At 63.9% G+C, this 25,052-nt stretch carries 23 protein-coding genes; 9 read left to right on the forward strand and 14 right to left on the reverse strand.

Going from position 1 to position 25,052, the window contains the following annotated elements:
• The first annotated feature begins 57 nt into the window (after positions 1 to 57).
• The gene (locus AB3X89_RS18480; protein ID WP_368584605.1) at positions 58 to 699 is read left to right on the forward strand and encodes a glycine zipper 2TM domain-containing protein; all 642 of its coding nucleotides are present in this window, start codon (positions 58 to 60) and stop codon (positions 697 to 699) included.
• A 143-nt stretch (positions 700 to 842) separates the two neighbouring features.
• Positions 843 to 1,136, forward strand: a complete 294-nt coding sequence (locus AB3X89_RS18485) for a hypothetical protein (RefSeq protein WP_368584562.1) — start codon at positions 843 to 845, stop codon at positions 1,134 to 1,136.
• Between the two features lie 62 nt (positions 1,137 to 1,198).
• Here AB3X89_RS18485 and AB3X89_RS18490 read toward each other — a convergent pair whose 3' ends face one another.
• From AB3X89_RS18490 to AB3X89_RS18505, 4 genes are all read right to left on the reverse strand, one after another.
• Entirely contained in the window at positions 1,199 to 2,416 is a 1,218-nt protein-coding gene (locus AB3X89_RS18490; protein WP_368584563.1) for an NAD(P)/FAD-dependent oxidoreductase, read from the reverse strand.
• 216 nt (positions 2,417 to 2,632) lie between these two features.
• Positions 2,633 to 3,952, reverse strand: a complete 1,320-nt coding sequence (locus tag AB3X89_RS18495; protein WP_368584564.1) for an MFS transporter — start codon at positions 3,950 to 3,952, stop codon at positions 2,633 to 2,635.
• A 139-nt stretch (positions 3,953 to 4,091) separates the two neighbouring features.
• Positions 4,092 to 4,850, reverse strand: a complete 759-nt coding sequence (locus AB3X89_RS18500) for an SDR family oxidoreductase (protein ID WP_090803537.1) — start codon at positions 4,848 to 4,850, stop codon at positions 4,092 to 4,094.
• Positions 4,851 to 4,941: 91 nt separating this feature from the next.
• Positions 4,942 to 6,381, reverse strand: a complete 1,440-nt coding sequence (locus AB3X89_RS18505; protein WP_368584565.1) for an aldehyde dehydrogenase family protein — start codon at positions 6,379 to 6,381, stop codon at positions 4,942 to 4,944.
• 297 nt (positions 6,382 to 6,678) lie between these two features.
• On the opposite strand from AB3X89_RS18505, the gene ppa reads away from it, so the two are divergent.
• Positions 6,679 to 7,206 carry an inorganic diphosphatase gene (ppa, locus tag AB3X89_RS18510; RefSeq protein WP_013088778.1) on the forward strand — a complete coding sequence of 176 codons (528 nt, stop codon included), beginning with the start codon at positions 6,679 to 6,681 and terminating at the stop codon, positions 7,204 to 7,206.
• A 287-nt stretch (positions 7,207 to 7,493) separates the two neighbouring features.
• Positions 7,494 to 9,578, forward strand: a complete 2,085-nt coding sequence (locus tag AB3X89_RS18515) for an FUSC family protein (protein ID WP_368584566.1) — start codon at positions 7,494 to 7,496, stop codon at positions 9,576 to 9,578.
• Between the two features lie 6 nt (positions 9,579 to 9,584).
• Here the strand turns inward: AB3X89_RS18515 and AB3X89_RS18520 are convergent, their stop codons facing one another.
• Positions 9,585 to 9,902, reverse strand: coding sequence for a GIY-YIG nuclease family protein (locus AB3X89_RS18520; RefSeq protein WP_368584567.1), 318 nt, complete (start codon positions 9,900 to 9,902; stop codon positions 9,585 to 9,587).
• Positions 9,903 to 9,912: 10 nt separating this feature from the next.
• Positions 9,913 to 11,082, reverse strand: a complete 1,170-nt coding sequence (locus AB3X89_RS18525) for a GNAT family N-acetyltransferase (RefSeq protein ID WP_368584568.1) — start codon at positions 11,080 to 11,082, stop codon at positions 9,913 to 9,915.
• A 150-nt stretch (positions 11,083 to 11,232) separates the two neighbouring features.
• Here AB3X89_RS18525 and AB3X89_RS18530 point away from each other — a divergent pair, with 150 nt between their 5' ends.
• Together AB3X89_RS18530 and glnK are read left to right on the forward strand one after the other, a co-directional pair.
• The gene (locus AB3X89_RS18530) at positions 11,233 to 12,957 is read left to right on the forward strand and encodes an NAD+ synthase (protein WP_368584569.1); all 1,725 of its coding nucleotides are present in this window, start codon (positions 11,233 to 11,235) and stop codon (positions 12,955 to 12,957) included.
• Positions 12,958 to 13,058: 101 nt separating this feature from the next.
• Positions 13,059 to 13,397, forward strand: coding sequence for a P-II family nitrogen regulator (glnK, locus tag AB3X89_RS18535; RefSeq protein WP_006048444.1), 339 nt, complete (start codon positions 13,059 to 13,061; stop codon positions 13,395 to 13,397).
• A gap of 184 nt (positions 13,398 to 13,581) precedes the next feature.
• Here glnK and AB3X89_RS18540 read toward each other — a convergent pair whose 3' ends face one another.
• The 5 genes from AB3X89_RS18540 to AB3X89_RS18560 all read right to left on the reverse strand — a co-directional run bounded on the left by AB3X89_RS18540 (position 13,582) and on the right by AB3X89_RS18560 (position 18,658).
• Positions 13,582 to 14,739 carry a porin gene (locus AB3X89_RS18540; protein ID WP_368584570.1) on the reverse strand — a complete coding sequence of 386 codons (1,158 nt, stop codon included), beginning with the start codon at positions 14,737 to 14,739 and terminating at the stop codon, positions 13,582 to 13,584.
• Between the two features lie 615 nt (positions 14,740 to 15,354).
• Complete coding sequence (locus AB3X89_RS18545; protein ID WP_368584571.1) at positions 15,355 to 16,134, reverse strand: ABC transporter ATP-binding protein; 780 nt, start codon at positions 16,132 to 16,134, stop codon at positions 15,355 to 15,357.
• A gap of 40 nt (positions 16,135 to 16,174) precedes the next feature.
• Positions 16,175 to 16,888 carry an ABC transporter permease gene (locus AB3X89_RS18550; protein ID WP_368584572.1) on the reverse strand — a complete coding sequence of 238 codons (714 nt, stop codon included), beginning with the start codon at positions 16,886 to 16,888 and terminating at the stop codon, positions 16,175 to 16,177.
• A complete protein-coding gene (locus AB3X89_RS18555; RefSeq protein WP_013088786.1) occupies positions 16,885 to 17,574 on the reverse strand; it encodes an ABC transporter permease in 690 nt (229 codons plus the stop codon). Before AB3X89_RS18555 ends, AB3X89_RS18550 begins: the two co-directional genes overlap by 4 nt.
• A gap of 307 nt (positions 17,575 to 17,881) precedes the next feature.
• Positions 17,882 to 18,658 carry an ABC transporter substrate-binding protein gene (locus tag AB3X89_RS18560; protein WP_368584573.1) on the reverse strand — a complete coding sequence of 259 codons (777 nt, stop codon included), beginning with the start codon at positions 18,656 to 18,658 and terminating at the stop codon, positions 17,882 to 17,884.
• A 568-nt stretch (positions 18,659 to 19,226) separates the two neighbouring features.
• Between AB3X89_RS18560 and AB3X89_RS18565 the strand changes: the two genes are divergently transcribed.
• Positions 19,227 to 19,937 (forward strand): pirin family protein, encoded by a 711-nt coding sequence (locus tag AB3X89_RS18565; protein ID WP_368584574.1) that lies wholly within the window; start codon positions 19,227 to 19,229, stop codon positions 19,935 to 19,937.
• 148 nt (positions 19,938 to 20,085) lie between these two features.
• Here AB3X89_RS18565 and AB3X89_RS18570 read toward each other — a convergent pair whose 3' ends face one another.
• Positions 20,086 to 20,619 carry a periplasmic heavy metal sensor gene (locus AB3X89_RS18570; protein ID WP_368584575.1) on the reverse strand — a complete coding sequence of 178 codons (534 nt, stop codon included), beginning with the start codon at positions 20,617 to 20,619 and terminating at the stop codon, positions 20,086 to 20,088.
• 218 nt (positions 20,620 to 20,837) lie between these two features.
• Here AB3X89_RS18570 and AB3X89_RS18575 point away from each other — a divergent pair, with 218 nt between their 5' ends.
• On the forward strand, positions 20,838 to 21,563 hold the full coding sequence (locus tag AB3X89_RS18575) for a response regulator (protein WP_018419780.1): 726 nt from the start codon (positions 20,838 to 20,840) through the stop codon (positions 21,561 to 21,563).
• The gene (locus AB3X89_RS18580; RefSeq protein ID WP_368584576.1) at positions 21,547 to 22,863 is read left to right on the forward strand and encodes an ATP-binding protein; all 1,317 of its coding nucleotides are present in this window, start codon (positions 21,547 to 21,549) and stop codon (positions 22,861 to 22,863) included. Before AB3X89_RS18575 ends, AB3X89_RS18580 begins: the two co-directional genes overlap by 17 nt.
• A gap of 61 nt (positions 22,864 to 22,924) precedes the next feature.
• Here the strand turns inward: AB3X89_RS18580 and AB3X89_RS18585 are convergent, their stop codons facing one another.
• Positions 22,925 to 23,191, reverse strand: a complete 267-nt coding sequence (locus AB3X89_RS18585) for a hypothetical protein (protein ID WP_013088792.1) — start codon at positions 23,189 to 23,191, stop codon at positions 22,925 to 22,927.
• A gap of 167 nt (positions 23,192 to 23,358) precedes the next feature.
• Complete coding sequence (locus tag AB3X89_RS18590) at positions 23,359 to 25,050, reverse strand: diguanylate cyclase (RefSeq protein ID WP_368584577.1); 1,692 nt, start codon at positions 25,048 to 25,050, stop codon at positions 23,359 to 23,361.
• Positions 25,051 to 25,052 lie beyond the last annotated feature (2 nt).

Raw genomic sequence — 25,052 nt, forward strand, 5'->3', positions numbered from 1 at the left:
CGGTCCACCGGCTCGATGGCATCCGCGTTCTTGCAGGCACATACCACGGAGCCAGCAATGAACACCAACTTGCCTTCCGATTCATCCCCGCGCAGCCGCATTCATCCTCTGGTCGCCGCAGCTGCCGTTGCCGTGATTCTCGCCAGCGGCACCGGCATTGCCGCGATGACCGGCCTGCTTCCGACATCCCGAGCGGTAACGCCGCCGTCGTCGCAAACTACCGCGGTCGCGGTGCAGCCAGCCAGCACGCCGCTCGAATCACATGTTCATCCCCGCCATAGCAATGCGTCGTCGCCAGCGCCCAGGTACGCGCACGACGATAGTTACCGTGATACCACCCAGCCGTCACCGCGACCCGTTGCCGTCGACCGTGATGCAGGTGAAGTCGTGGCGGTCAACGCAGTCCAAACGCAAGAGCCGACCACCGGACTCGGTGCAGTAGGCGGTGCGGTGGCAGGCGGCCTGCTGGGCAATCAGGTCGGTCAAGGTCGCGGCCGTGTTCTGGCGACGATTGCGGGTGCGGTTGGCGGCGGCCTTGCCGGTAACGGCATCGAACATGCGGTACGCAAAGTTGCCACCTACCAGGTGCAAGTCAGGATGCAGGACGGCAGTTATCGAAACTTCAACTACGACACGCAGCCTACCGTTCAGGTCGGTGAGCGGGTGCATGTCTATGGCGATTCGCTGAGTGCTTCGTAAGCACACGGACAACCGTGGGGCACAAGGACTTACAAAGGGTTACCAGACTGACACTTCGCGTTTATTTGCCAACTAGAGCTACACATACAATCGATATCGCTAAATCGCATCAACACCCGATGCCAGCGAACAGGGAGAGAAACATGAAGCGCAGCTTCATTTTGTGGACTGCAGGCCTTTGCGCTGCGTGCGCTTCCAGCGCTGCGCTGGCTCATGTCGACCTTGGTGTCTACCTCGGCGCGCCGGGGCCGGTTTATGTCGCGCCGCCCCCAGTAGTCTACGAGGCGCCGCCGGTGACCTACGTGCCTGCTCCGGCCTATGGCTACGGCTATGGCTATGGGTACGAATACAACGACGACCGTGACAGGCACTGGCGCCATGATCATGGCTGGCACAGGGGCTGGGAGCACCGTCATCACCGGGACGATGACGACTAGTCCGGCACTGCATCCAGTTCGCGATATCGCAGCGCTCGATGAAGAACGCGTCGATGCCTGAGTTATCTTGCCCCGTAGAAATGACGGTACTGCCACGCGGACTGCCTGATCAACTCGTCATCCGGCCATGGCCCGGTTCCAAATCTGGCAATCGATAGAGGCGATAAATCGATGAGGGGAGCACCGTCGACGATCCACGCGGCGAGCATCTCCCCCAGTGCCGGGGCGATTGAGAGTCCTGCGACATTGCAACCGCTCGCGAAGTAAAACCCCCGAATGGCCGGCGCGGGGCCGACGACGTGCTGGCCATCGGCCGTCATCGTTGGCAGCCCGCCACGATGCTCGCGGATCCCGGTGTTCAGAAGCACCGGAAGCTGAGCCTCGACGTCCCGCGCGTAGTGCCAGAGAACGTCGGCATCGAGCGACAGATCCTTGACGTCGAAGTTGGCGTCGAAGCCATTCATGTCGAAGAACCTCGGATTTTCCTCGTAGACGCCCCACAGAAATCCTCCGTCGCAAGGTCTCATATACACCGCGGCATCCATAATTCGGACCATCGGCAATTCGGCTCGGGCATCGGGCACGGGCTCGGTGACGAACAATTGCTGCGCTGTTGTAACAAGAGGAACTCGAATTCCGCTGGCCTCGGCCACTTGTCGCGTCCAGGCGCCGGCCGCATCGACCACGGCAGGTGCGTGGATACGGCCGCACGTGGTGTCGACCCCGGTCACCTCGCCGTCGTCGATCAGGACGCGCGTCACCGCAGTGTTCGGCAGTAACACAGCTCCGTTTGCCTGCGCTGCACGAGCGAAGCCGATGGCCACTTGTGCGGGATTGAAATAGATGTCGTCGGCGATGTGCATCACCGCGGCAACTCCCGTTGTTTGAAGAAACGGGTTGAGCCGATGGGCCGCGTCGACGGAAACTTCCTCCACGTCCAGGTCGTGGCGCCGGCCGCGCAGGATGTCTTCCTGAATGACTTCGGCATCCGCCGGTCTGCGCGCCACTTTGAGGCTGCCCGAGTGCACCCAATCCAGCGGCTGACCGGTGTCCTCAGAGAATTGCCTGAGCCTGTCAGCCGCCAGCTTGATCAGGTCGATCATCAAGTCACTCTTGCGCAGGCAGCTGACCATACCAGCCGCTCGCGGTGACGTCTGCGAGCCGATTTCGAGCCGCTCGATCATCGCGACCCGGTGAGCGCCTCTCTTCGAGAAGTGGAAGGCTGTCGCTGCGCCTAACCCGCCAGAGCCAATGACGATCACATCTGCCGATTCGATCATCGATACTTCTCCTGCCTATCACGTCGTCTGAACTGCAAAACGAAGGGTGCTTCACACATGATAGGCAACCATTCGCGACTCTGCCCCTTGCTGCCTCGCTCATTCGATACAACGTCGGAAAAGCGGCCCTTCGATGATTAGATGCTCGCACCTATGCCAACAAAAAAGCCCTGGCGAAGAAACATCGCCAGGGCTTTTCTCATCTGCGAGTCTGTCTTATCTATTAACGATCCTCGCCGGCACACTGATAGCAAGCAAACCGCCGAGCACCATGAACGCCGCGAGCATATACATCCCCGAGTCATTAGCGGCGGTAACCTCTTTCAACCACCCCACCGCATAGGGACTAAGGAACCCCGCCAGGTTCCCAATCGAATTGATCATCGCAATCCCCGCAGCAGCCCCAGTCCCCGCAAGAATCGCCGTCGGCAAACTCCAGAACAACGGCAGGGTAGTGAGGATGCCCATCGTGGCCAGCGTCAAGCCGGTCATAGCAAGCACGGTGTTATGCGTCCAAACGACGGAAAGCACGAGCCCCACAGCACCAAGAAACGCCGGAACCGCAATATGCCACCGCCGTTCCCTCGACCGGTCCGCACTCCGCGCAACGAACACCATTGCCACCACAGCCGCCGCAAACGGCACCGCCGACAGCAAGCCGATCAAAAACGCATCGGTAACGCCGGTCGATTTGATGATCGTCGGCAACCAGAAACTCACCCCATAAAGCCCCATCACAAACGAGAAGTAGGTGAGGCTCAGCATCAACACCCGTCCGCTCGTGAACACCTGCCGAATCGGCATATCGTGCTTGGTCGCTTCCTCGGCCGACACCTGACTCTCGAGCAACTGCTGCTCTTCCCGAGTAAGCCACTTGGCGTTCGAAATCCGATCATCGAGCACCACGAACACGATGATCCCGACGAGCACCGAAGGTATCCCTTCGAGCAGAAACAGCCACTGCCACCCGTGCCACCCATTCACGCCATTAAAGTTCTTCAGGATGTACCCAGAAACCGGCCCGCCGATCACTCCAGACAGCGCAATCGCCGTCATAAACCAGGTCGTCATCCGCCCACGCCGATGCGCCGGATACCAGTAGGTGAGGTACAAAATAATCCCAGGAAAGAACCCCGCCTCGGCGAGCCCGAGCAAAAAGCGCATCACATAAAACATCGTCGGCGTGGTGACGAACATGGTCAGCATCGATATCACGCCCCACGAAACCATGATCCGCGCGATCCAGACCCGCGCGCCGACCTTGTGCAGAATCACGTTGCTCGGCACTTCGAAGATGAAATAGCCGATAAAGAAAATCCCCGCGCCGAAGCCGTACACCGCATCGCTCAAGCCAAGATCCGTGCTCATCCCCAGCTTCGCGAAGCCAACGTTCACGCGGTCCAGATACGCGACGATGTAGCACAGCATCAACAGCGGCGCGAGCCGCCAGGTAACCTTGCGATAAGTCGCCTCTTCGAACGTGGAAGGCGGCGCGCCAGCGCCGGGATGGTGGAGCGGATCCGCAGGACTCGCCATGACTGTGTCTCCTCTTGTTATGGAATTGAAATGCCACCGCCGATCGATTCTATCCGCGCCAGGCCATTTGCACGACGAATCGGTATTGGGGGAAAACACCGACTGCGCACGCAGCGCGTGCGCAGCGGCTAACCCATCACTACACGCAGCGCCCGCCATCCACTTCGAGGCACACGCCGGTAATGAACTCCGCCTCATCCGAAGCCAGATACAGCGCGGCATTCGCAATATCCTGCGGCGTCGAAAACCGTCCGAGCGGTATCCCCGCGAGGAACTTCTGCCGATTCTGCGGGGTATCCTCGACCCCCATGAACTCGGACAGCAGCGCGGTCTCACCGATCACCGGATTCACGCAGTTCACGCGAATCCGCTCCGGCCCGAGTTCGACGGCGAGCGACTTGCTGGCGACGATCACCGCACCCTTGCTGCCGTTGTACCAGACGAGCCCCGGCCGCGGCCGCACGCCCGCCGTCGACGCGATATTGATAAAGCTGCCACCGCCTTGCTCGCGGAAATACGGCACGAACTCCTGCACGCTCCAGTAGATGCTTTTCACGTTCACCGCATAGACGCGATCGAACTCGGCCTCGGTCACTTCGAGCACCGGCTTGTTGCGATGCGTAGTGCCCGCGTTATTGACGACGATCTGCACGCTGCCGAAGTCTTCGAGCGCGGCTTCGCGCAGCGTGCGCCAGTCGTCGCGTTGCGCGACGTTGCCGGGCACCGCGATCGCCTTGCCGCCCGCAATCGCGATCTCACTCGCGACGCGTTCGGCGGCCGGCCCGTTGAGGTCGTTGACCACGACGTTCGCGCCTTCGCGCGCAAAGGTCTTCGCGATGCCTTCGCCGAAACCCGAACCGCCGCCCGTGACGATGGCCGTTTTACCTGTCAACCGCATGATGTCTCCGTTGTTTGTGATGGATAGAGCGATGCGTTGCTGCATGTAACGCGCTGATCGCGTTGATCGCGAGCGATCCCTGCCGGACCCGCTAGCCGTGGCGGATCGCGATCGTTTTCAGCACCGTAAAGCCGTACAGCGCCTCGAAGCCTTTCTCGCGGCCATGCCCCGAATGCCTGACGCCGCCGAACGGCAACTCGACGCCGCCGCCCGCGCCATAGTTGTTGATGAACACCTGGCCCGAGCGCAGGCGTCGCGCGAGCCGCATCTGGCGCGCGCCATCGCGAGTCCAGATCCCGGCGACGAGCCCGAACTGCGTGCCGTTCGCGAGCGCGAGCGCTTCGGCTTCGTCGCGGAACGACATCGCGGCGAGCACCGGGCCGAACACTTCGTCGCGCGCAAGGCGGTGGCTCGCGGGGACGTCGCGCAGCAAGGTCGGGGCCTGATAGAAGCCGCTTTCGGGCGCTTCGGGAATCACCTCGCCGTGCGCGGCCATCGCGATGCCGTCGTGTTGCGCATCCGACAGGAAGTCCCACACGCGTTGCTGCTGTTTCGCGCTGATCAGCGGTCCGCAATCGAGATCGGCCTTCGACGGCCCGACGCGCAGCGCCTGAAAAGCGCTGCTGAGCCGGTCGAGCAGCGGCTCGTAGATCGCCTGCTCGATCAGCACGCGACTGCCCGCCGAGCAGGTTTGCCCGGCGTTCTGCACGATTGCGGAGATCAGCACCGGCAGCGCGGCGTCGAGATCGGCGTCGGCGAAGACGATTTGCGGCGACTTGCCGCCGAGTTCGAGCGTGACGGGGACGTGGTTTTCGGCGGCCATCTGCGTGACGAGCTTGCCGGTTTCGGGCGAGCCCGTGAACGAGATGTGATCGATGCCCGGATGACGCGCGAGCGCGGCGCCCGCTTCGTGTCCGTAGCCGGTCACGATGTTCAGCGCACCGGCCGGCAGGCCGGCTTCGGCGGCGAGTTCGGCGACACGCAGGACGGAAAGGCAAGCGTCCTCGGCCGGTTTGACGACGCACGCATTGCCGGTCGCCAGAGCCGCGCCGACGCTGCGCCCGAAGATCTGCATCGGGTAATTCCACGGCACGATGTGGCCGGTCACGCCGTGCGGCTCGCGGATCGTCAGCACCGTGTAGCCGGATTGGTACGGCAGGGTCTCGCCGTGCAGTTTGTCGGCCGCGCCGGCGTAGAACTCGAAGTAGCGGGTGAGGGCGGCGGCGTCGGCGCGCGCCTGCTTGAGCGGCTTGCCGGTGTCGCGCGCTTCGAGCTGGGCCAGGTCTTCCTGGCGCGCGGCCACCAGCAGCGACAGCCGATACAGCACACGGCCGCGCTCGGCGGCGGCGAGCGCGCCCCAAGCGCCGTCGAACGCGCGGCGCGCCGCGTGCACGGCGGTGTCGATATCGGCCTCGGTGCCGCGCGCGATGCGCGTGAACGGCTGGCCGTCCGATGGATCGAGTACGGCGATCGACTCGCCGCCGGAAGCGGCGCACCACTCGCCGCCGATGAAATGCCGTGCTTCTTCCATGCATGCTCCTTGATGACGTGCGGCCGGCGTGCGGCGGCGCGGGTTCGAAGGGGAGACACAAAACGGTAGAGACGCGAAGCCAGACTCGCCAGACGATTATCGCGCCGATCCGACCGCGGATGCCACCTGCCGATTGGCTATAATGGCGCATTCCGTACGGTCCGGTGCGCGGCCCCGTCGTTCGGGGCGAGAGGGTTTCAGGGCCCGGCGTTCGCGGTTCGCACGCAGTTCGCACCGCATCCGCAGCCCGCGCGCCGTTCGCCGCCTTCCGATTTCCATCCCCTTCAGAGAGCGCTCATGAGCTTCAATCACGTTCCCGCAGGCAAAGACCTTCCGCACGATTTCAACGTCATCATCGAAATCCCGGCGCAAAGCGACCCGGTGAAGTACGAAGCCGACAAGGAGCTGGGCCTGCTCGTCGTCGACCGTTTCATCGGTACCGGCATGCGCTATCCGGCCAACTACGGCTTCATTCCGCAGACGCTGTCGGGCGACGGCGACCCGGTCGACGTGCTGGTGATCACGCCGTTCCCGCTGCTGGCAGGCTCGGTCGTGCGTGCCCGCGCGCTCGGCATGCTGCAGATGACCGATGAATCGGGCGTGGACGCGAAGCTGATCGCCGTGCCGCACGACAAGATCTGCCCGATGACGGCGAACCTGAAGTCGGTCGACGACGTGCCGGCTTACCTGAAGGACCAGATCAAGCACTTCTTCGAGCAATACAAAGCGCTTGAGAAGGGCAAGTGGGTCAAGGTCGAAGGCTGGGCCGACGTCGACGCCGCCCACAAGGAAATCAGCGAAGGCGTGGCGAACTACAAGAAGTAAGCGCGCCGCGGTTCATCCGCTCGCTGCATGCAGTACGAAAACCGCGCGAGTCCGCAAGGACCGCGCGGTTTTTTTGTGCGCTTTGCGCGGCGCTCGACTACCGTGCAACCAGCGCCGCGATCGTCGTCCCGCACGCTTCATATTGCGCGCATAACCTGAACGCATCGCTCCGATGAACGGAACGCATTTTTATATTTAGGTGTAAACCCTTATCATTCTCCGCACGAGCTTGCGCGCGAACTCACGGCATTACGCGCCTTTACATCACTTCAACAACCACCGTCCGGATGATGAACCGCAGCAAGTCCCACTCGACATCGCCGCGCTGGTCGACCCGCTTCCATTCGGTCGTCACCGCGATCTATCGCAAGCGGCCGGTCTGGATGGTGTCGTTCGCGGCGAGCGAGGCGAATCTGTCGGAGGGTTTGCGGGCGGCGTGCGCGTCGACGGCGATGCTCGCGCTCGGCAACGTGCTGCACGATCCGGTGTTCGCGTGGGCCGCGATCGGCGCGTTCTGGACCTGCCTCGCCGATGCGGCCGGCTCGAACCGCGCGCGCTTCATGTCGATGATGGGCTTCGCGCTGCTGTCGACGCTGTGCGGCGGCATCGCCGCGTTCGCATCGGCGTCGGGCACCGCGTGGGCCGCGCTCGCGGTGCTGGCGTTCACGACGCTCGGCGCGTTCGGCCGCATCTGGGGCGCGGCCACTTCGCAGGTGACCATCCTCGCGGCGACCGCCTGCGTCGTGATGGTCGATCGGCCGATGCACGACGCGCGTTCCGGTGTCGAGTTTCTCGGCGTGTATCTGGCCGGCTGTCTGTTCGCGATCGTGCTGAGCCTGACCGTATGGCGCATCCATCCGTTCGGCGCGAGCCGCGCGTCGCTGCGCGCAGTGTATCTGCGCCTCGCTGATATCGCGTTCGATAGCGCGCGGCTCGTCGGCGGACGGGCCGCGCCGCGTGAGTGGGCCACGCATGCCGCGCGCTTTCGCGCCGATGCGCGCGCGTCGCTCGAACGCGCGCGCGATGCGCTCGCGAACGTGCCCGCATCGAAAGCAGGCGGCGCGGCCGTCTACGACACGCTGCTCGGCTTGCTGACCGATGGCGAAGCGTTGTTCGCGGAGTGCGCCGCGCGCGAGAAACTGCCCGACGATCCGCGCCGCACGCAACGCGCGGTGCGCCTGCTCAATGCGATCGGCGAAGTGCTCAGCGACATCGGCAGCGCGACCGGCGACGCGCGTTGGGAACGTCTCGGGGAGCCGCAGGCGCGTCTGCGGCGTCTCGCGCATCGGCTCGAAAGCGCGTTGCTCGAACCGGTGAAGCTGCAATCCGGTTTCGAGCTCGTCGATTTCGCGCCGCGTGAGGTGCATGCGGAGCCGTGGAGCGCATGCGTCGCCCGTTATACGGCGCGCGCATGGTCGACGCTGAAGGCGAACCTGTCGTGGCAGTCGGTCGGCTTGCGCCATGCGGCGCGTGTCGGCGTGACGACGACCGCGGGCTTCGTCGTGATTCGCGCCCTCGGTCTGCCGTTCGGCTATTGGGCGACGATGGCCACTCTTCTGATCCTGCAGCCGTCGATTGCAGCGACCTGGCCGCGCAGCATCGAACGCGCGGCGGGCAGTATCGTCGGCGGCGTGCTCGCGGCGGCGATCGGCTATGCGATTCATTCGCCGCTCGGCATCTCGCTCGCGGTGTTCCCGCTCGTGATGGCGACGATGGCGCTGCGCCCCGTCAGCTACAGCCTGTTCGTGCTGTTCCTGACGCCGACCTTCGTGCTCGTCGCCGACTTCGCGACGCCTGGCGCCAACGAACTGTCGTTCGCGCTGACGCGGCTCGGCAACAACGTGCTCGGCTGCGTGCTCGCGCTGCTCGCGACCTTCCTTCTGTGGCCGACGCGCGAGAAGCTCGACCTGCGCGTCTATCTCGGCGACGCGGTGCGCGCGAATCTTGCGTATCTGCGCGCGTCGCTCGAAGCGCCGCGGCACAGCGGCAAGGAGATCGAGCAATTGCGCCGCGCGGCGGGTCTCACCAGCAACAACGCGGAAGAAGCGATCGGCCGCGTGCGGCTCGAAAAGCTCGAAGATTCGATGGCCGATACGGTCACGCTGACGGTGCTGAGCCTGCTGCGACGGATGGCCGGCACCGCGACGCAGTTGCGCCTCACCGCGAACCGTCGCGACATGCATAGCGAACTCGACGAATGGGTCGTGGCGATGAGCGCGGCGATCGAGGCCGCGCTGAACCGCACGTTGCGGCCGGTGCGGCTCGGGTTACCCGCGCGCGAGCAGTTGACGTCGCTGGAAGCGGATGTGGTGGGCGAACTGGCGCGCGTGCATCGGTTGTTGACTGAGAGGATGCGGGAGGCGAGGGGGTAGCGCGACTCAGCCCTCGGTACTCTCGCCGTCTTCGGCCGCGTCGTTCACCGCCACCACCGGCAACACCGACTGCAGCGTGAACACCCCGGCCGCCAGCGCCCGCTTGTCGGCGGCCGTGAGCCGTTTGACCCAATACTCGGCGCTCGATGCGCTCGAGCGGTCCGCCAGTTCAAACGACGCGAGTACCCGCACCGGCTTGCGCGAGCGCGTATAGCGCGCGCCCGTGCCGCTCACGTGTTGGTCGAAGCGGGCAGCGACGTCGGTCGCGATGCCGGTATAGACGCTGCCGTCCGAGCATTCGAGCAGATAGAGAAACCACGCCATAACCGCGCTTCTAGCCTTTGAACGGATTGTGTTCGCGCAGCTCGTCCACGTATGAGTGGATGCTGTTCTTTTCGTTGTCGAGGAAATGGCCGACCGCATCGGCGAACGCAGGATGCGCGAGCCAATGCGTCGAACGCGTGACCGTCGGCAGAAAGCCGCGCGCCATCTTGTGTTCACCCTGCGCGCCGCCTTCGAATGCGCCGAGCTTCTCTTCGATGCAGAATTCGAGCGGCTGATAGTAGGCGGTTTCGAAGTGCAGGCACGGCACGTGTTCGAGCGCGCCCCAGTAGCGGCCGTACAACGTGCCGCCGGTTTTGTCGTCGCGCTGATAGACGACGAGCGAACTCGCGATCGGCTTGCCTTCGTATTCGGCGATCACCAGCAGCAGATTCTCCGGCATCGATTCGCCGATCATCCGGAAGAAATCGAGGTTCAGATATGGACTCGAAAAATGCTCGCGATAGGTTTGCCGATAGCACTTGCTGAAGAAGCGCCAGTCGGCATCCTTGATGTCTTCACCGCGGATGCGCCGCATCGTGATGCCGGCCTCGCGCACCTTGCGACGTTCGGCGCGAATGTTCTTGCGCTTCTTCTGTTCGAGCGTCGACAGAAAGTCTTCGAAGTCGCGATAGCCGTCGTTGAGCCAGTGAAACTGCACGCCTTCGCGTTGCATCATGCCGATATCGGTGAGCGCGTCGGCTTCGCTCTGCGTCGGAAACAGCACATGCAGCGACGATACCTCGGCTTGCTCGGCGAACGCCATCAAGGTGGCCGCGAGATGGCGCAACGCGTGCCCGTTCGCCGATAGCAGCCGGTTGCCCTGCACCGGCGTGAACGGCACCGCGCACAGCAGCTTCGGGTAGTAGGGCAGGCCGTTGCGCTTGTACGCGTCGGCCCAGGCCCAGTCGAACACGTACTCGCCGTACGAGTGACCCTTCAGATAGACCGGGGCCGCCGCCGCGAGCTTGCCCGTGCGCGCGTCGGTCAGCGTGACGAATTGCGGCGCCCAACCGGTGTCGGGAACCGCGCATTGCGTCGCGTTGAGCGCGCTCAGAAACTCATGCCGCAAAAACGGCGTGGGGTGCGGCTGCGCGGCGAGGAGGGCGTTCCATTCGGCGGCGTCTACCTCGGAGGGCGATGCCAGAATGCCCGTGCGATAATCGATACGTTGCTGGTTCAATCTGAGTGACTGTTTGCAATGACCGGCGCGGCGCGATGAAGCTGAAGCTGCCACGTCGTTCGTTGAGTTCGTTTATCCGGTTTGTTCAATTCCGTCGAGCCATCGAGCCGCGGTACCGCGAGCCGTGAAGGCTTGCCTGTCGATCCTGCCATGAAGACCCGAATCGCTCTTGCTCAAATCAATGTCACCGTCGGCGACTTCGCCGGCAACGTCGCGAAGATCGTCGCCGCCGCGCGCGCCGCGCACGGCGATGGTGCGAAGCTGCTGGTCGCGCCTGAACTCGCGCTGTCGGGTTATCCGCCCGAAGACCTGCTGCTGCGCCCCGCGTTTTATACCGCAAGCGCGGCCGCGTTGGCCGATCTCGCCGCGCAACTGAAGCCGTTCACCGGTCTGCATGTGATCGTCGGCCATCCGCTGCGCGACGGGTCGGACAACCTCGCGCACAAGCTCGTGCACAACGCGGCGAACGGCCATGGTAATGCAAACGCGCCGATCGAGCGCGGCGTGCCGCCGGTCGATACGTTCAACGCGGCGTCGCTGATCGTCGACGGCGAAGTGAAGGGCACCTATCGCAAGCAGGATCTGCCGAACACCGAGGTGTTCGACGAGAAGCGCTACTTCGCAGCCGATCCGCAGCCGTTCGTGTTCGAACTCGATGGGCTCAAGTACGGCGTCGTGATCTGCGAAGACGCATGGCATGCGTCGGCCGCGCAGATGGCGAAGGCCGCGGGCGCCCAGGTGCTGCTGATTCCGAACGGCTCGCCGTATCACCTGAACAAGGAGGCGGTGCGCTTCGACATCCTGCGCGCGCGCATTCGCGAGACCGGTATTCCAATGGTCTACGTGAACATGGTCGGCGGGCAGGACGAACTCGTGTTCGACGGCGGCTCGTTCGTGCTCGACGCGCAGGGCGCACTCGTCGCGAAGCTCGCGCAGTTCGAGGAAGCCACGGCGATCGTCGAGTTCGAGGACGGCAAGCCGCTGCCGGCCGCAATCGCGCCGGAGCAGTCGATCGAAGCGCAGGTGTACGCGGCGCTCGTGATGGGCGTGCGCGACTACATCGGCAAGAACGGTTTTCCGGGCGCGCTGATCGGTTTGTCGGGCGGCGTCGATTCGGCGCTCGTGCTGGCCGTTGCGTGCGATGCGCTCGGCGCCGACAAGGTGCGTGCGGTGATGATGCCATCGCGCTACACGGCCGACATTTCCACGACCGACGCCGCCGAGATGGCGCGCCGCGTCGGCGTGCGTTACGACGAGATCGCGATCGCCCCGATGTTCGATGCGTTTCGCGGCTCGCTCGCCGCAGAGTTCGCGGGCCGCGCCGAAGACGCGACCGAAGAGAACATTCAGGCGCGCATTCGCGGCACGCTGTTGATGGCGCTGTCGAACAAGTTCGGCTCGATCGTGCTGACCACCGGCAACAAGAGCGAGATGGCGGTCGGCTACTGCACGCTGTACGGCGACATGGCCGGCGGCTTCGCGGTGATCAAGGACATCGCGAAGACGCTCGTGTACCGGCTGTGCCGCTATCGCAACGCGGCCACCACGTTTGCGACGCGCGACGTGATTCCGGAGCGGATTCTGACGCGCGCGCCGTCCGCCGAGTTGCGCGAGAACCAGACCGACCAGGACAGCCTGCCCGAATACGAAGTACTCGACGCGATCATGCGCATGTACATGGAGGAGGACCGTTCGCTCGCGGAAATCATCGCGGCGGGCTATCGGGTCGACGACGTGAAGCGCGTCACGCGCCTGATCAAGATCAACGAGTACAAGCGCCGTCAGGCGCCGATCGGCATTCGCGTCACGCATCGTGCGTTCGGCCGCGACTGGCGTTATCCGATCACGTCGCGCTACACCGAACCGGTGGAGTGAAAGACGGCACCCGCGCGCGGATGCCGCAATGCATCCGGCGCGGCGTAGAATAAAAATCATCCTTTCCCTTTCCACTCTTCCCATCAAGAGACGAGGTCGCCATGAAGCGCATCACCGCAGTCATCAAACCGTTCAAACTCGACGAAGTGCGCGAGGCGCTCGCGGAAGTCGGCCTCACCGGCCTGACCGTTACCGAGGTCAAGGGATTCGGCCGCCAGAAAGGGCATACCGAGCTGTATCGTGGTGCGGAGTACGTGGTCGACTTTCTCCCGAAAGTGAAAATCGAAGTCGTGGTCGCGGATAACCAGTGCGATCAGGTCATCGACGCGATCATCGGCGCGGCGCGCACCGGCAAGATCGGCGACGGCAAGATCTTCGTCGCGGACGTCGAGCGCGTCATCCGCATCCGTACCGGCGAAGAGAACGAAGCGGCCGTCTGAAGCTGCGCAAGCACGCACCGGCCCGGTGCGCGCAAGAACTCAAATTCGGCCGCCGAAGAAAAAACGGTGCAATACCCTTGCGGATATTGCACCGATACGCGCCTCTCGCAGCAGCGTGAAAAAGATTCTCTCGAAGAAACCTGTGTTACTCCCCGAGGTGTGACCCTCGGGGCGCACCGTTCGATTAGAACGAGTGCTGGATACCTGCGTACACGCCGCTTTGCTGGCGGCCTTGCAGCGGGTTGTCCGTTGCAGCGGCGAAGCCCGCATTGTTCGCGTTCAGACCGAAGTTGGCATTGCGGCTGTTGCGTACCGTTGCTGCCTGCAGGTCGAGCAGCGTGCGCTTCGACAGGTTGTACGAACCGCCGATCGTGTAGATCGTCGCATTGCCCGCGCCGTTGTTGCCGTTCACGTGGTAGACCGCCGCGATCAGCGCTGCAGCCGGCGTTGCCTGCCACGTCACACCGCCCCATTCGTGATCCAGGGTGGTCGGCTGACCAGGTGCAACGCCCGTCGCACCTGCCGAACGGATTGCCTGGTAAGCGGCCTGAATCTTGAACTGGCCGAGGAACACGTTCACGAGAGCCGAGTACTCGCGCGATGCTGCGAAGACGCCGTTGGCCGTGTTATCCGTATTGATGCCGTTGTTGGCGACCGGGCCACCCCACAGCTGGCCGTTATTCTTGTTGCGGATTTCGTCGTACAGACCGCGGATCTGGAACAGCGAGGTCGTGTAGGTGATCTGCGCGCCAGCTTCGCGACCTTGCGCCGTCGTGCCGTTACCGTTCCAGCTCGTCGCATTCGACAGCGCGTATTGACCGTAGAAGTCAAAGCCCGCGATCTTCGGCGACTGGTACGCGAAGTTGTTGCTCGACTGCGGCCAGTTGCGGCCACGCACCAGCGATGCCGACGACCACGACGACTGACCGAACGGGTCGAAGTCCCACACGCCGTTCGAGATGAAGAGCATGCGGCCCATCGTGAACGTACCGTACTGGTCGTTCGAGATGCCGACCGTTGCCCAGCGATTGAAGAGACCGCCACCGCTAGGACCTGCGCCCGTCATCGTGTTGAACGAGCCTTCCAACTGGAACAGAATCTTGTTGCCGGCGCCGATGTCTTCGACACCCTTCATGCCCCACAGGCTGGTGCCCCAGTCGCCGCTTTCCGCCTTGAAGCGGTTCGAGCTGGTGTTGGCCGCGCCGTTGGCGTTAGCGCCGGTCGGGACGCCCGACATGTACTCGAGACCTGCATCCAAACGACCATACAGCGTAACGCTGCTCTGAGCGTGTGCAACAACGCCGGCCGACATCAGCGCAGCGACGAGCAAAGCTTTCTTCATCTTCTCCTCCATACCCTGTCAAAAAAAGAAACCCAGTACTGCGAGTGGTGTTCGGACGCGATCAGCACCGAACAGGAAGCGGTACCAGGGGAGAGTGGCGGGTGGATAGGGGTGCTCCTGTCATGACATGTAGCGTCGAGCTATCTTTGCGTCATGCCGATCCCACGCCGACCGGTTCTCCTCTGTGTTTGAAGTGAAACTACTTTTAATCAACTTTGTTTTGCTACTTTGGTTACCAATTTATCAAAAATAACTTTAACTGGGAGAAGAAATTAGTACCGCCCACAGGCGGTGTCGCCAAATTGCAATACGAATGTGCGCCCGGACCCGGAGGAACCCCTCGGAAAATGGCGCAGCGCCTTGTCCGGCAAGGGAAGCGCGGCTCGGAAAGGGTCGCATTAAGGATTGTCACTATTGACGAGCCAAAAGTGGCAGGTTAGGGCGAAAACCAGGCCTGTACAGCCCGTTCTGTGGGATTTTCGGCGCTTTTCCGTCGTTCGGATGGCCAGGGGAAAGGACGCGGCAAAAACGAAAAAGGCGCTCGTAAGCGCCTTGTAAAACTACATTGACTACATTTTCGATGTTATTCGCATCGTAAGTCGCGGGTAATTTTTATTACTTGAGACTGCCCGACAGGAATTGCTTCAGACGCTCGCTTTTCGTGTTTTTGAACACTTCGTCCGGATGGCCTTCTTCCTCGACGCGGCCCTGATGCAGGAACATCACGTGATTCGACACGTTGCGCGCGAAGCCCATTTCGTGTGTGACGACGATCATCGTGCGGCCTTCCTCGGCGAGCTTCTGCATCACCTTCAGCACTTCGCCGACGAGCTCCGGGTCGAGCGCCGAGGTGGGTTCGTCGAACAGCATCACGTCCGGGTGCATCGCCAGCGCCCGCGCAATCGCCACGCGCTGCTGCTGGCCGCCCGACAGATGCGACGGATATTGCTTCTCGAGACGCGGCGCGAGACCGACCTTCTCCAGATATTCGCGCGCGCGTTCCTCGGCTTCTTTGCGCTTCAGACCGAGTACATGCACCGGCGCCTCGATGATGTTCTCGAGCACGTTCATGTGCGACCACAGGTTGAAGTGCTGGAACACCATCGAAAGCTTGGTGCGCACGCGCTGCAACTGCTTCGGGTCCGACACGCGCAACGCGCCGTCCTTGGCGGTCTGCGTGCGCACTTCCTCGCCGTCGACGAAAATGCGCCCCGCGTTCGGCTGTTCCAGAAAGTTGATGCAGCGGAGCATCGTGCTCTTGCCCGAACCGGACGAACCGATCACGCTGATCACGTCGCCGGCATTGGCTTTCAGCGACACGCCCTTGAGGACTTCGTTGTCGCCATACTTTTTGTGAAGCTCGTCGACGAAGAGCTTCTGCTTCTTGGAGTTCATCAGGATCCTTAACGCTTCTTGCTTGTCCAGGGACGCGCAGTTACTTGCCTTGCGGCCGCAGGTAAGCGAGCCAGCGACGCTCGGCGCGGCGGAACAGCCACACGAGCGCGAAAGAAATACAGAGATACAGCAGCGCGGCGATGCCGAAGGCGTTGAACGACTGATACGTCGCGGAGTTCACGTCGCGCGCGATCTTCAGGATGTCCGGCACCGTGGCCGTGAACGCGACCGTGGTCGCGTGCAGCATCAGGATCACTTCGTTGCTGTAGTAGGGCAGTGCGCGGCGCAGCGCCGACGGCAGAATCACGCGCCGGTACAGCGTGAACGACGACATGCCGTACGCGCGCGCCGCTTCGATTTCGCCAAAGGGCGTTGCCTTGATCGCGCCCGCGAAGATTTCGGTGGTGTACGCGCAGGTGTTCAGCGTGAACGCGAGCAGCGTGCAGTGCATGCCGTCACGGAAAAACGCGTTGGTCAGCTCGTTGTTGCGGATGATCTCGAGGCTGTAGAGGCCCGTGTAGCACAGCAGCAGCTGCACATAGAGCGGCGTGCCGCGGAAGATATAGGTATAGAGCCACACGAGGCCCGCGAGCCATTTCTTCTTCGACACGCGCGCGACCGCGAGCGGCACCGACAGACAGAAGCCCAGGCCGATCGACACGACCAGCAGCCACAACGTGATGGCGACACCGGTAAAGCGATAGCCGTCGGTGAACAGATAGTTGCGCCAGTATTGCTGAATGATCTCGATCATAGATCCGCCTTTCGCACGCCGGTCGAGTAACGCTTTTCGAGGTACATCAGCACGAAGTTCGACACTGTGGTGATGACGAGATAGATCGCCCCCGCGAGCAGGGTGAAGAAGAAGAACCGCAGGGTGCCCTTGCCGGCGTCCTGCGAGGCCTTGACGACGTCGGCGAGACCGATGATCGACACGAGCGCGGTCGCCTTGACCATCACCTGCCAGTTGTTGCCGATGCCGGGCAGCGCGAAGCGCATCATCTGCGGGAACATCACGCGCGAGAACACCTGCCAGCTCGTCATGCCATACGCCGCACCCGCTTCGAGCTGGCCGCGCGGCACCGCGAGAAACGCGCCGCGGAACGTCTCGGTGAAGTACGCGCCGTAGATGAAGCCAAGTACCGCGACGCCGGCCACGAACGGGTCGATGTCGATCTGGTCCCAGCCCATCGCGTCGGTCAGGTTGTTCAGCCAGATCTGGATGCTATAGAACAGCAGCAGCATCAGCACGAGATCGGGCACGCCGCGCACGAGCGTCGTGTAGACGGTGCCGACGCCGTTCGACAGGCGATTCTTCGACAGTTTCGCCGCTGCGCCGAGCAGGCCGAGCACGAACGCGAGCGCGAGCGAGAACACCGCCAGCTTGACGGTTTGCCAGGTGCCGCTGAGGAGTAGCGGGCCGTAGCCTTGAAGGAACATAGGAAGTCCTCGACGATGCGTTTCTCGCGCACCGCGAAAGACGCGGCCCGCGCTGCGCCGCGTCGGGGACGAGCGCCTGGCTCGCCGTGATCCGCGGCGCACAGCGTGCCGCTGTGCAAATCATGCCGCAGAAACGTTGGTGGCTCCTGCAGCGCGCTTTTGGGACTTTCGTCTCGGATTGTTTTGAATCTACTGCCTTGTGTTGCTACCTGCGATTGCTACCTTCGATTGCCGCCTTCGGTGCCACTTGCACTGCCATCGCCACCGGCCCGAGCTGGCCTACCACTCAGTATCCTGCCTGTTTTGCTCAACGGCCAGGATAAATGTCGAAGTCGAAGTACTGCTTCTCGAGCTTTTTGAACGTGCCGTCCCGATGAACCTCGGCGAGCGCCTGATTGAACTTCGCCTTCAGTTCGGCATCGCTCTTGCGCAGACCGATCGCGGTGCCTTCGCCGATCGTCTTCGGGTCCTTCACTTCCGGACCGGCCCAGCCGAAGCCCTTGCCGCGCGGTGTCTTCAGAAAGCCGGCGTCGGCCTGCACTTCGTCCTGCAGCGCGGCGTCGAGACGGCCCGATGCGAGATCCGCGTACACCTGGTCCTGATTCTGGTACGGCACGACGACCACACCCTTCGGTTCCCACCAGACCTTCGCGTACTGTTCCTGCGTCGAGCCCTGCTCGACGCCGACGCGCTTGCCTTTCAGCGATTCAGGGGTGGGCAGAAGCGGAGAACCGGTCTTCGCGATCATGCGGGCGGGCGCGTCGAACATCTTGTCGGAGAAGTCGATCTGCTCGCGGCGCTTGTCGGTGACGCTGAGCGAGGAGATGATCGCGTCGAACTTGCGAGCTTTCAGCGCCGGAATGAGGCCGTCCAGATCCTGCGCGACCCACACGCACTTCACGTTCATCTTCGCGCACAGCGCGCGGGCGAGGTCGGCATCGAAACCGAGGATGTCGCCATTAGGCGCCTTCGATTCGAATGGCGGATAACTGGCGTCGACCCCGATGCGCACCGTCTTCCATTCTTTCGCCATCGCGCTGGTGGCCATGACTGCCAGAGCCACGCACAGTGCGAACTTCTTCATGTTTCTCCTGAACCAAACTGATCGTCGTGATGACTCGACCCGACGAGCGCCGGCCGAGGGCCGACGGTCGCTATTCTAGGCGGTCAAAATTGCCGTGCCGCAGGGATTGTCGCCGCGCGCTCGTCTTCCTTGCGCGGGCGGTTCGTGCGACGCGGCGCGCTGCTCCGGCGCGTTCCGTGTTTGCCGGACATGCCTCGCGCGGGCGTGGCGCCGGGTCGGAGCCCGTCGCGCGCCGGTTGCGGCCGGCCCGGAGAGGCTTGCCGGCGCGGCCTGCACGCCCCGCTGGACGTCCACGCGGCTTGAAAAGCGCGGTATTTTACCCGAAGAGCGGCAAGCTGCCAGCGCGGGGCGGCAGCGAGCGGCAAGACGCCGCGCAGCGCGTTGTGCGTGCGCGACGCCGGCGCGGTTTTGGGGGCGCCGGGCTGCCGGGCGCCGGGCATCCGTGCCGTCCGCGCGATTGCATGCAGCGGTGGAACGCTGCGGTGCGGTCGCGCACGATTGTTTAGTGCCCACGCAGCCCCTACATTCCACGCATCGCTCTGATTGAGTACTTACCGGGAGACTTTCCATGATCGAGATTCGCCGTTCCGCCGAACGCGGTCACGCCAACCACGGCTGGCTCGACTCGTATCACAGCTTCTCGTTTGCCGATTACCGCGACCCCGAGCATGTGCACTTCGGGCCGTTGCGCGTAATCAACGAAGACCGCATCGCCGGCGGCCAGGGTTTCGGCGCGCATGGGCATCGCGACATGGAGATCGTCACGTATGTGCTCGAGGGCGCGCTCGCGCATCGCGACAGCATGGGCAACGGCTCGACGATCCGTCCCGGCGACGTGCAGCGCATGAGCGCGGGCACCGGGGTGCAGCATAGCGAGTTCAACGCGTCGCGCGACGAACCCGCGCATCTGCTGCAGATCTGGATCATTCCGCGCCGCGCGGGCGATCAGCCCGGCTACGAGGAAAAGCGCTTTGACGCCGACAGCAAGCGCGGCCGTCTGCGCGTGATCGCGTCGCCCGACGGCCGCGACGGCTCGGTGACGATCCATGCGGACGCGTCGATCTATGCGGGACTGTTCGACGGCGCCGAACACGCGACGTTCGCCATACCGGCGGGGCGTCTCGCCTATCTGCACGTCGCGCGCGGCACGCTGGGCGTGAACGGCACGGTGCTCGAAGCGGGCGATGCCGCGAAGCTCAGCGACGTCGACACGGTGACGCTCGAAAAGGGCGACGGCGCGGAAGTGCTGCTGTTCGATCTCGGTCAGTTAAACGGCTGATCCGAGCGGTTGATTCGCGCGGCCCGCGGCCCGCGGATCGAGCCGCGAGCAGCACCAAAACGACGACGCCACGGAAAACCTCTTCCGTGGCGTTTTTTCTATTAGCGAGGCGCCCTCCCTGGCACGCCTCGCGGATGCAACGAGCCGCTTACTGATTAGCGGCCGGCGCCGACGCCGCGCCCTTGTGATGCTCCCAACCCTCGCGCATCTTCTCGTGACGCTGTTCCATCCGCGCGAAGCGCTGCTTGATCGCCGTGCTGACAGTGGTCTTCTGCTGGTCGTTCAGGCCGTTATAGAACTTGAGCCATGCGTCGGTGGTTTGCTGACGCAGTTGGGCGTCCTTCTGCTCGATCTGCTGATGCGTCGCGGCCATCGGGTTCAGATCGAGGATCGGCTGTTGCTGCGCGGCCTTGAACTGGTCGTGAGCCTGCTTATGATTCGCGCGCATCGCTTCGTGATTCTGCTTCATCGTATCGAGCGCGCTTTGCCACAGCTTTTCCTGATCCGCGTTCAGCTTCAGCTGATCGTGGAGTTGGGTCAGTTCCTTCATGAAGTGGCCGTGCCAGCCGCCGGGGCCGCCTTGCGCCTGCTCGGCGGGTTGAGCGGCGTAAGCGGCGCCCGCGCCGATGGCGAGAGCGGTGGCAGCAACGGCGAGAACGCGCGACATCTTTTTGGTGGACATATGAGGCTCCTTGTAATGGAATAGCCGACGATGCAACCGGTCTTTGGACTGCCTGCACTCGGTAAGGCACAGCGTAGAGAACCGCGTGCGCCGCTGTGTTACGCGCCAGGACGCCGCCATTACCAGCAATTACGCGCGGCTTTCACCGTAACACCCGGTAACCCTTCAGACCGTTTGGAAAACGAAATCCCTTTCTGCCGCGCGTTAAACTTCATTCCATGGCTACTCAAATCCTGGTCGTCGACGACGACGTCGAATTGCGCGATCTGCTGCGCGACTATCTGGCCCGTCAGGGCATCGAAGTTTCGGTGCTGCACGACGCGGGCTCACTCGAACGGCGCCTCGAGCGCGAGCGCCCCGACCTCATCGTGCTGGACCTGATGATGCCCGGCGTGGACGGCCTCACCGCGCTGCGCAAGCTGCGCGCATCGGGCGACGATATTCCCGTCATCATGCTGACCGCGCGCGCCGACGACGTCGACCGTATCGTCGGACTCGAACTCGGCGCGGACGACTACCTCGGCAAGCCGTTCAATCCGCGCGAACTGCTCGCGCGCGTGCAGGCGGTGCTGCGCCGCCGCCGCACGCTGCCGTCGGCCGCTGCGCCCGAGCAGCGCGAGCCGTTCAGCTTCGGCCGCTTCACGCTCGATTTCCAATCGCGCACGCTGCATCTCGAAGACAAGCCGCTCACGCTGTCGGGCAGCGAGTTCGCGCTGCTGAAGATCTTCGTCAATCACCCCATGCGCACGCTCACGCGCGAGCGCCTGCTGGAACTGCTGCACGGTCCCGAGTACGACGGCACCGACCGCGGCATCGACGTGCAGGTGTGGCGCCTGCGTCGCATTCTCGAAACCGATCCATCCACACCGCGCTTCATCCAGACTGTGCGCGGCCGCGGTTACGTGTTCGTGCCGGACGGCGAGCAGCATGCGTCGGCCCATTGATTCGCTGTTCGGGCGGCTCGCACTACTCGTCGTCGCGGTGCTGATGCTGTCTCATTTCGCGTGGTACGCGCTGATGCGGCTCGAACGCTCGCAACTGCAAGCGCGCTACGCGGTCGAGGAAGCGACCTTCCTCGTCGACGCGGTGCGTCAGCACGTCGCCCGCACACCGGATCAACCGCTGCCATCGCGAGTGCAACTGGTCGACCCTGCCAGCCCGGACGTGCCGGCAGCCCGCGCGAGCATGCCGCCGCCGCTCGAGCGTTTCGTCGAGGACGTGCGCGACCGCATGCCGGCCGACACCCAGGTGCGCGTCGGTCCGCCCGGCGGACCGCCCACGCTATGGGTGCGCGCCGCGACTGATCAGAACTGGATCGTCGTGCCGGTTCAGCCGCTGCGCATGCCGCGCTCGCTCGACCGCACGGTGTTGTGGCTCGTCATTATTTTCTCGTTCGCGGTGATGGCGGCGCTGTTCGCCGCCTGGGCGCTGCAGCGGCCACTGCGCTTGCTCGCGCAGGCGGTCGCGCGCTTCGGCCGCGGGCTGCCGGTGCCGCCGGTGCCGGAGCGCGGGCCGCGCGAATTGCGGCAACTCACGCACGGCTTCAATCAGATGGTGCAGGAAGTCGCGCGCACCGAGAACGATCGCGCGGTGATGCTGGCCGGTGTCGCGCATGACCTGAAGACGCCGCTCGCGCGTCTGCGGCTGCGCGCCGAAATGATGGACGACGCGAAGACGCGCGACGGCGTCGTGCGCGACGTCGATTCGATGACGCATATCGTCGAGCAGTTCCTGCTGTTCGCGCACGACGGCGCGGACCGCAGCGAACCCGTGGAAGTCGATGCGCAGTGCGAGCGTGTCGTGCGCAGCTATCGGGCGGTGTCCAGCGATGCTCCGACCGTTTACACGGAGCTGAACGCCGGGCCGTCGTTTCTGTTGCCGGCCGCCACGCTCGACCGGATCCTGTCGAATCTGATCGACAACGCGCATGCATATGGGGCGCCGCCGGTGGTTGTAGCGACCGCGCGCACACCGCAGGGCTTTACGCTATCCGTTAGCGACAACGGCAAGGGCATCGCCGCCCAGGATCTGATCAGCGCGAGCCGGCCGTTCGTGCGGCTCGATCCGGCGCGCGGCGGCAACGGCCACAGCGGGCTGGGTCTTGCGATCGTCGAGCGGCTGGTGCGGCGCGCGGGCGGTGAGTGGGAAATCGGCAATCACGACGGCCGCGGTTTGCGGGTGTTGATGAGCTTTCCGTTCGAAGTGCTGCCGCGGGTTGCGACGGCCTCGGAAAACGCGTGGTAAGAGCAGAGTGTTGCAGTCGCGATGCGCGCGCGGGGGCGTCGGCATCGCGCGCGGCGAGCGGTCAGTCCGAAAACAGCGTATTCAACGCATTCGCCGTTTCGCTATCGACGGTATTCCACGTCACCGATTCCGCCTCGAAAATATAGTGCGTCGTATATTTGCCGAGACGCGCGAGTATTTCCTCCTGAATCAGTTCCGGCGCGACCTCCAGTTTCAGATACCACGCGGTCGACGACAGACGCGTCTGGAACGCGCCGTATTCGGCGAGCAGATGGTCGAATGCCTCAGCGTCCTGATCGCGACAGACGATCACCAGATTTCCCTTCATGCGAATCTCCCGTTAGTGCGGTAGTGACACTCCGATATCAGGATTGATGATACCTGCTTCGTTGCGGGAAGCTCGGCGTCGTTTTCGCGCGGGCAGGGCTTGGCGTGGGTTGGCTATGCGGAGAGGGCGATACCGTCGCGCTGAGTATTTCGGCGAGCGTCAGGCATTCACCATGCATTCACCGCTGTGCGCGCAGGCGGCGCAGTATCGTCGGGCGGCAGCGCTTCGGTGCGGTCGCGCCCGCCGGTCTTCGCCGCGTACAGCGCGGTATCGGCACGGCTCATCAGGCGCTCGGGCAGATCGTCGGGCGACAGCTCGGTGATGCCGATGCTCACGCTCAGCCCCGCCGCGGCCGGCAGCTTCGGCGAGGGTATCGCTTTCAGCCGCAGCCGCAGCCGCTCGACGACTTCGCGCCCGCCTGCCAGATCGGTGGCCGGCAGCAGCAGGCCGAACTCTTCGCCGCCGAGCCGGCCGATCGCGTCGGAGCTGCGCAGCTCGGCGCGACACGTATCGACGAAATGTTCGAGCGCGCGGTCGCCGGCGGCGTGCCCGAAGCGGTCGTTGATCTGCTTGAAGTGGTCGAGATCGGCGATCGCCATGCACAGCGGCTCGCGGCCCGCGTGCGCGCGATCGATCTCGTGGCGCAGCAGGTCGAGGAAATAGCGCCGCGACAGCGCGCCGGTCAACGCATCGTGCCGCGCCTCCGCGGAGAGCAGCGTATTGGCCGACTGCAACTGCTCGGCGAGATCGCGGGTCGCGCGGTGGTGGCGCCGCTCGCGCACGTAGGACACGGTGATCACCCACGCGAGCGCGACGGTGCCGGACAGTGTCAGGAACACCAGCAGATGGTCGCGTTTGTGGTTGCGCAGCAGCTCCGGCCACGCGGCGAGCGGATCGACCAGATGCGCGGAAAGTCCGGAGTTCAGGCCGCCGCGGTTCTGATAGAGCGCCGGGGCCGGCTGCTCGATCATGCCGAATAGCTGCGCGGCGACCGAGGCCGGTACCCACGGCGCCTGCTCACGCACTTGCGTGTCTTCGCGGATCAGCATATCGGGGAATGTCTCACGGCGGTAGATGATGCGCCGCTCGGCGGGGCTCATCTGCGTGACGCGGGAGTTCGGCAATGCGTGGCCTTCGAGCGCGCTGTTGTGCGCCATGATGATGACGCCGTTGTCGTCGGAGACGAAGGTGCCCGCGTGCGCGACCCAGTGGCGCAACCGCGCGATGCCGACCTTCGCGACCACCGCGCCGACCAGCAGTCCGTCCGAGTACACCGGCGCGGCGATGAAGATGCCCGGCTCGCCGCTCGCGCGACCGACGCCGTAGGCTTCGGCGAACGCGCCGAGCAGTGCGCTCGTCAGATAGCCGCGCGCGCGCATATCCACGCCGACGAACGATTGCTGCGCGCCCTCGGGGTTCGACATCGTATTGCTGGAGGCGACGCAAATGCCGTTCGCGTTGACGATCCAGACCTGATCGAGCCCGGAGAAGCCTTGCGCTTCATGCAGGAATCGGCTGACCGCGGCCATCTGCGGATCCTTCAGCAATGCGGCGCGCAAGGCGGGTTCCGCCGCCTCGCCGTTCACGGCATAATTCTGCGATTGCACGAGGGCACGCTGGACCACGTCCATTTCGGCCATGGTTGCGGGGATGGCGCGGGACATCGCGAGGTCGCTGGCAATCACTTCAGCCATGTTGTCGACGATCGACGTGGACATTTGCCGCTGCGTGTGCAACGCCGCGTCCAGCTCTTGCTGTACCATCCGGTCCGCGACCATGCCAGCCACGAACCAGCAGACGAGGACGATCAGCACGAAACTGACCGGCCCGGCTACCTGGCGCAAGGTTGTCCTGTTCATCG

Source organism: Paraburkholderia sp. BR14320, assembly GCF_040948665.1.
Classification (GTDB): domain Bacteria; phylum Pseudomonadota; class Gammaproteobacteria; order Burkholderiales; family Burkholderiaceae; genus Paraburkholderia; species Paraburkholderia youngii.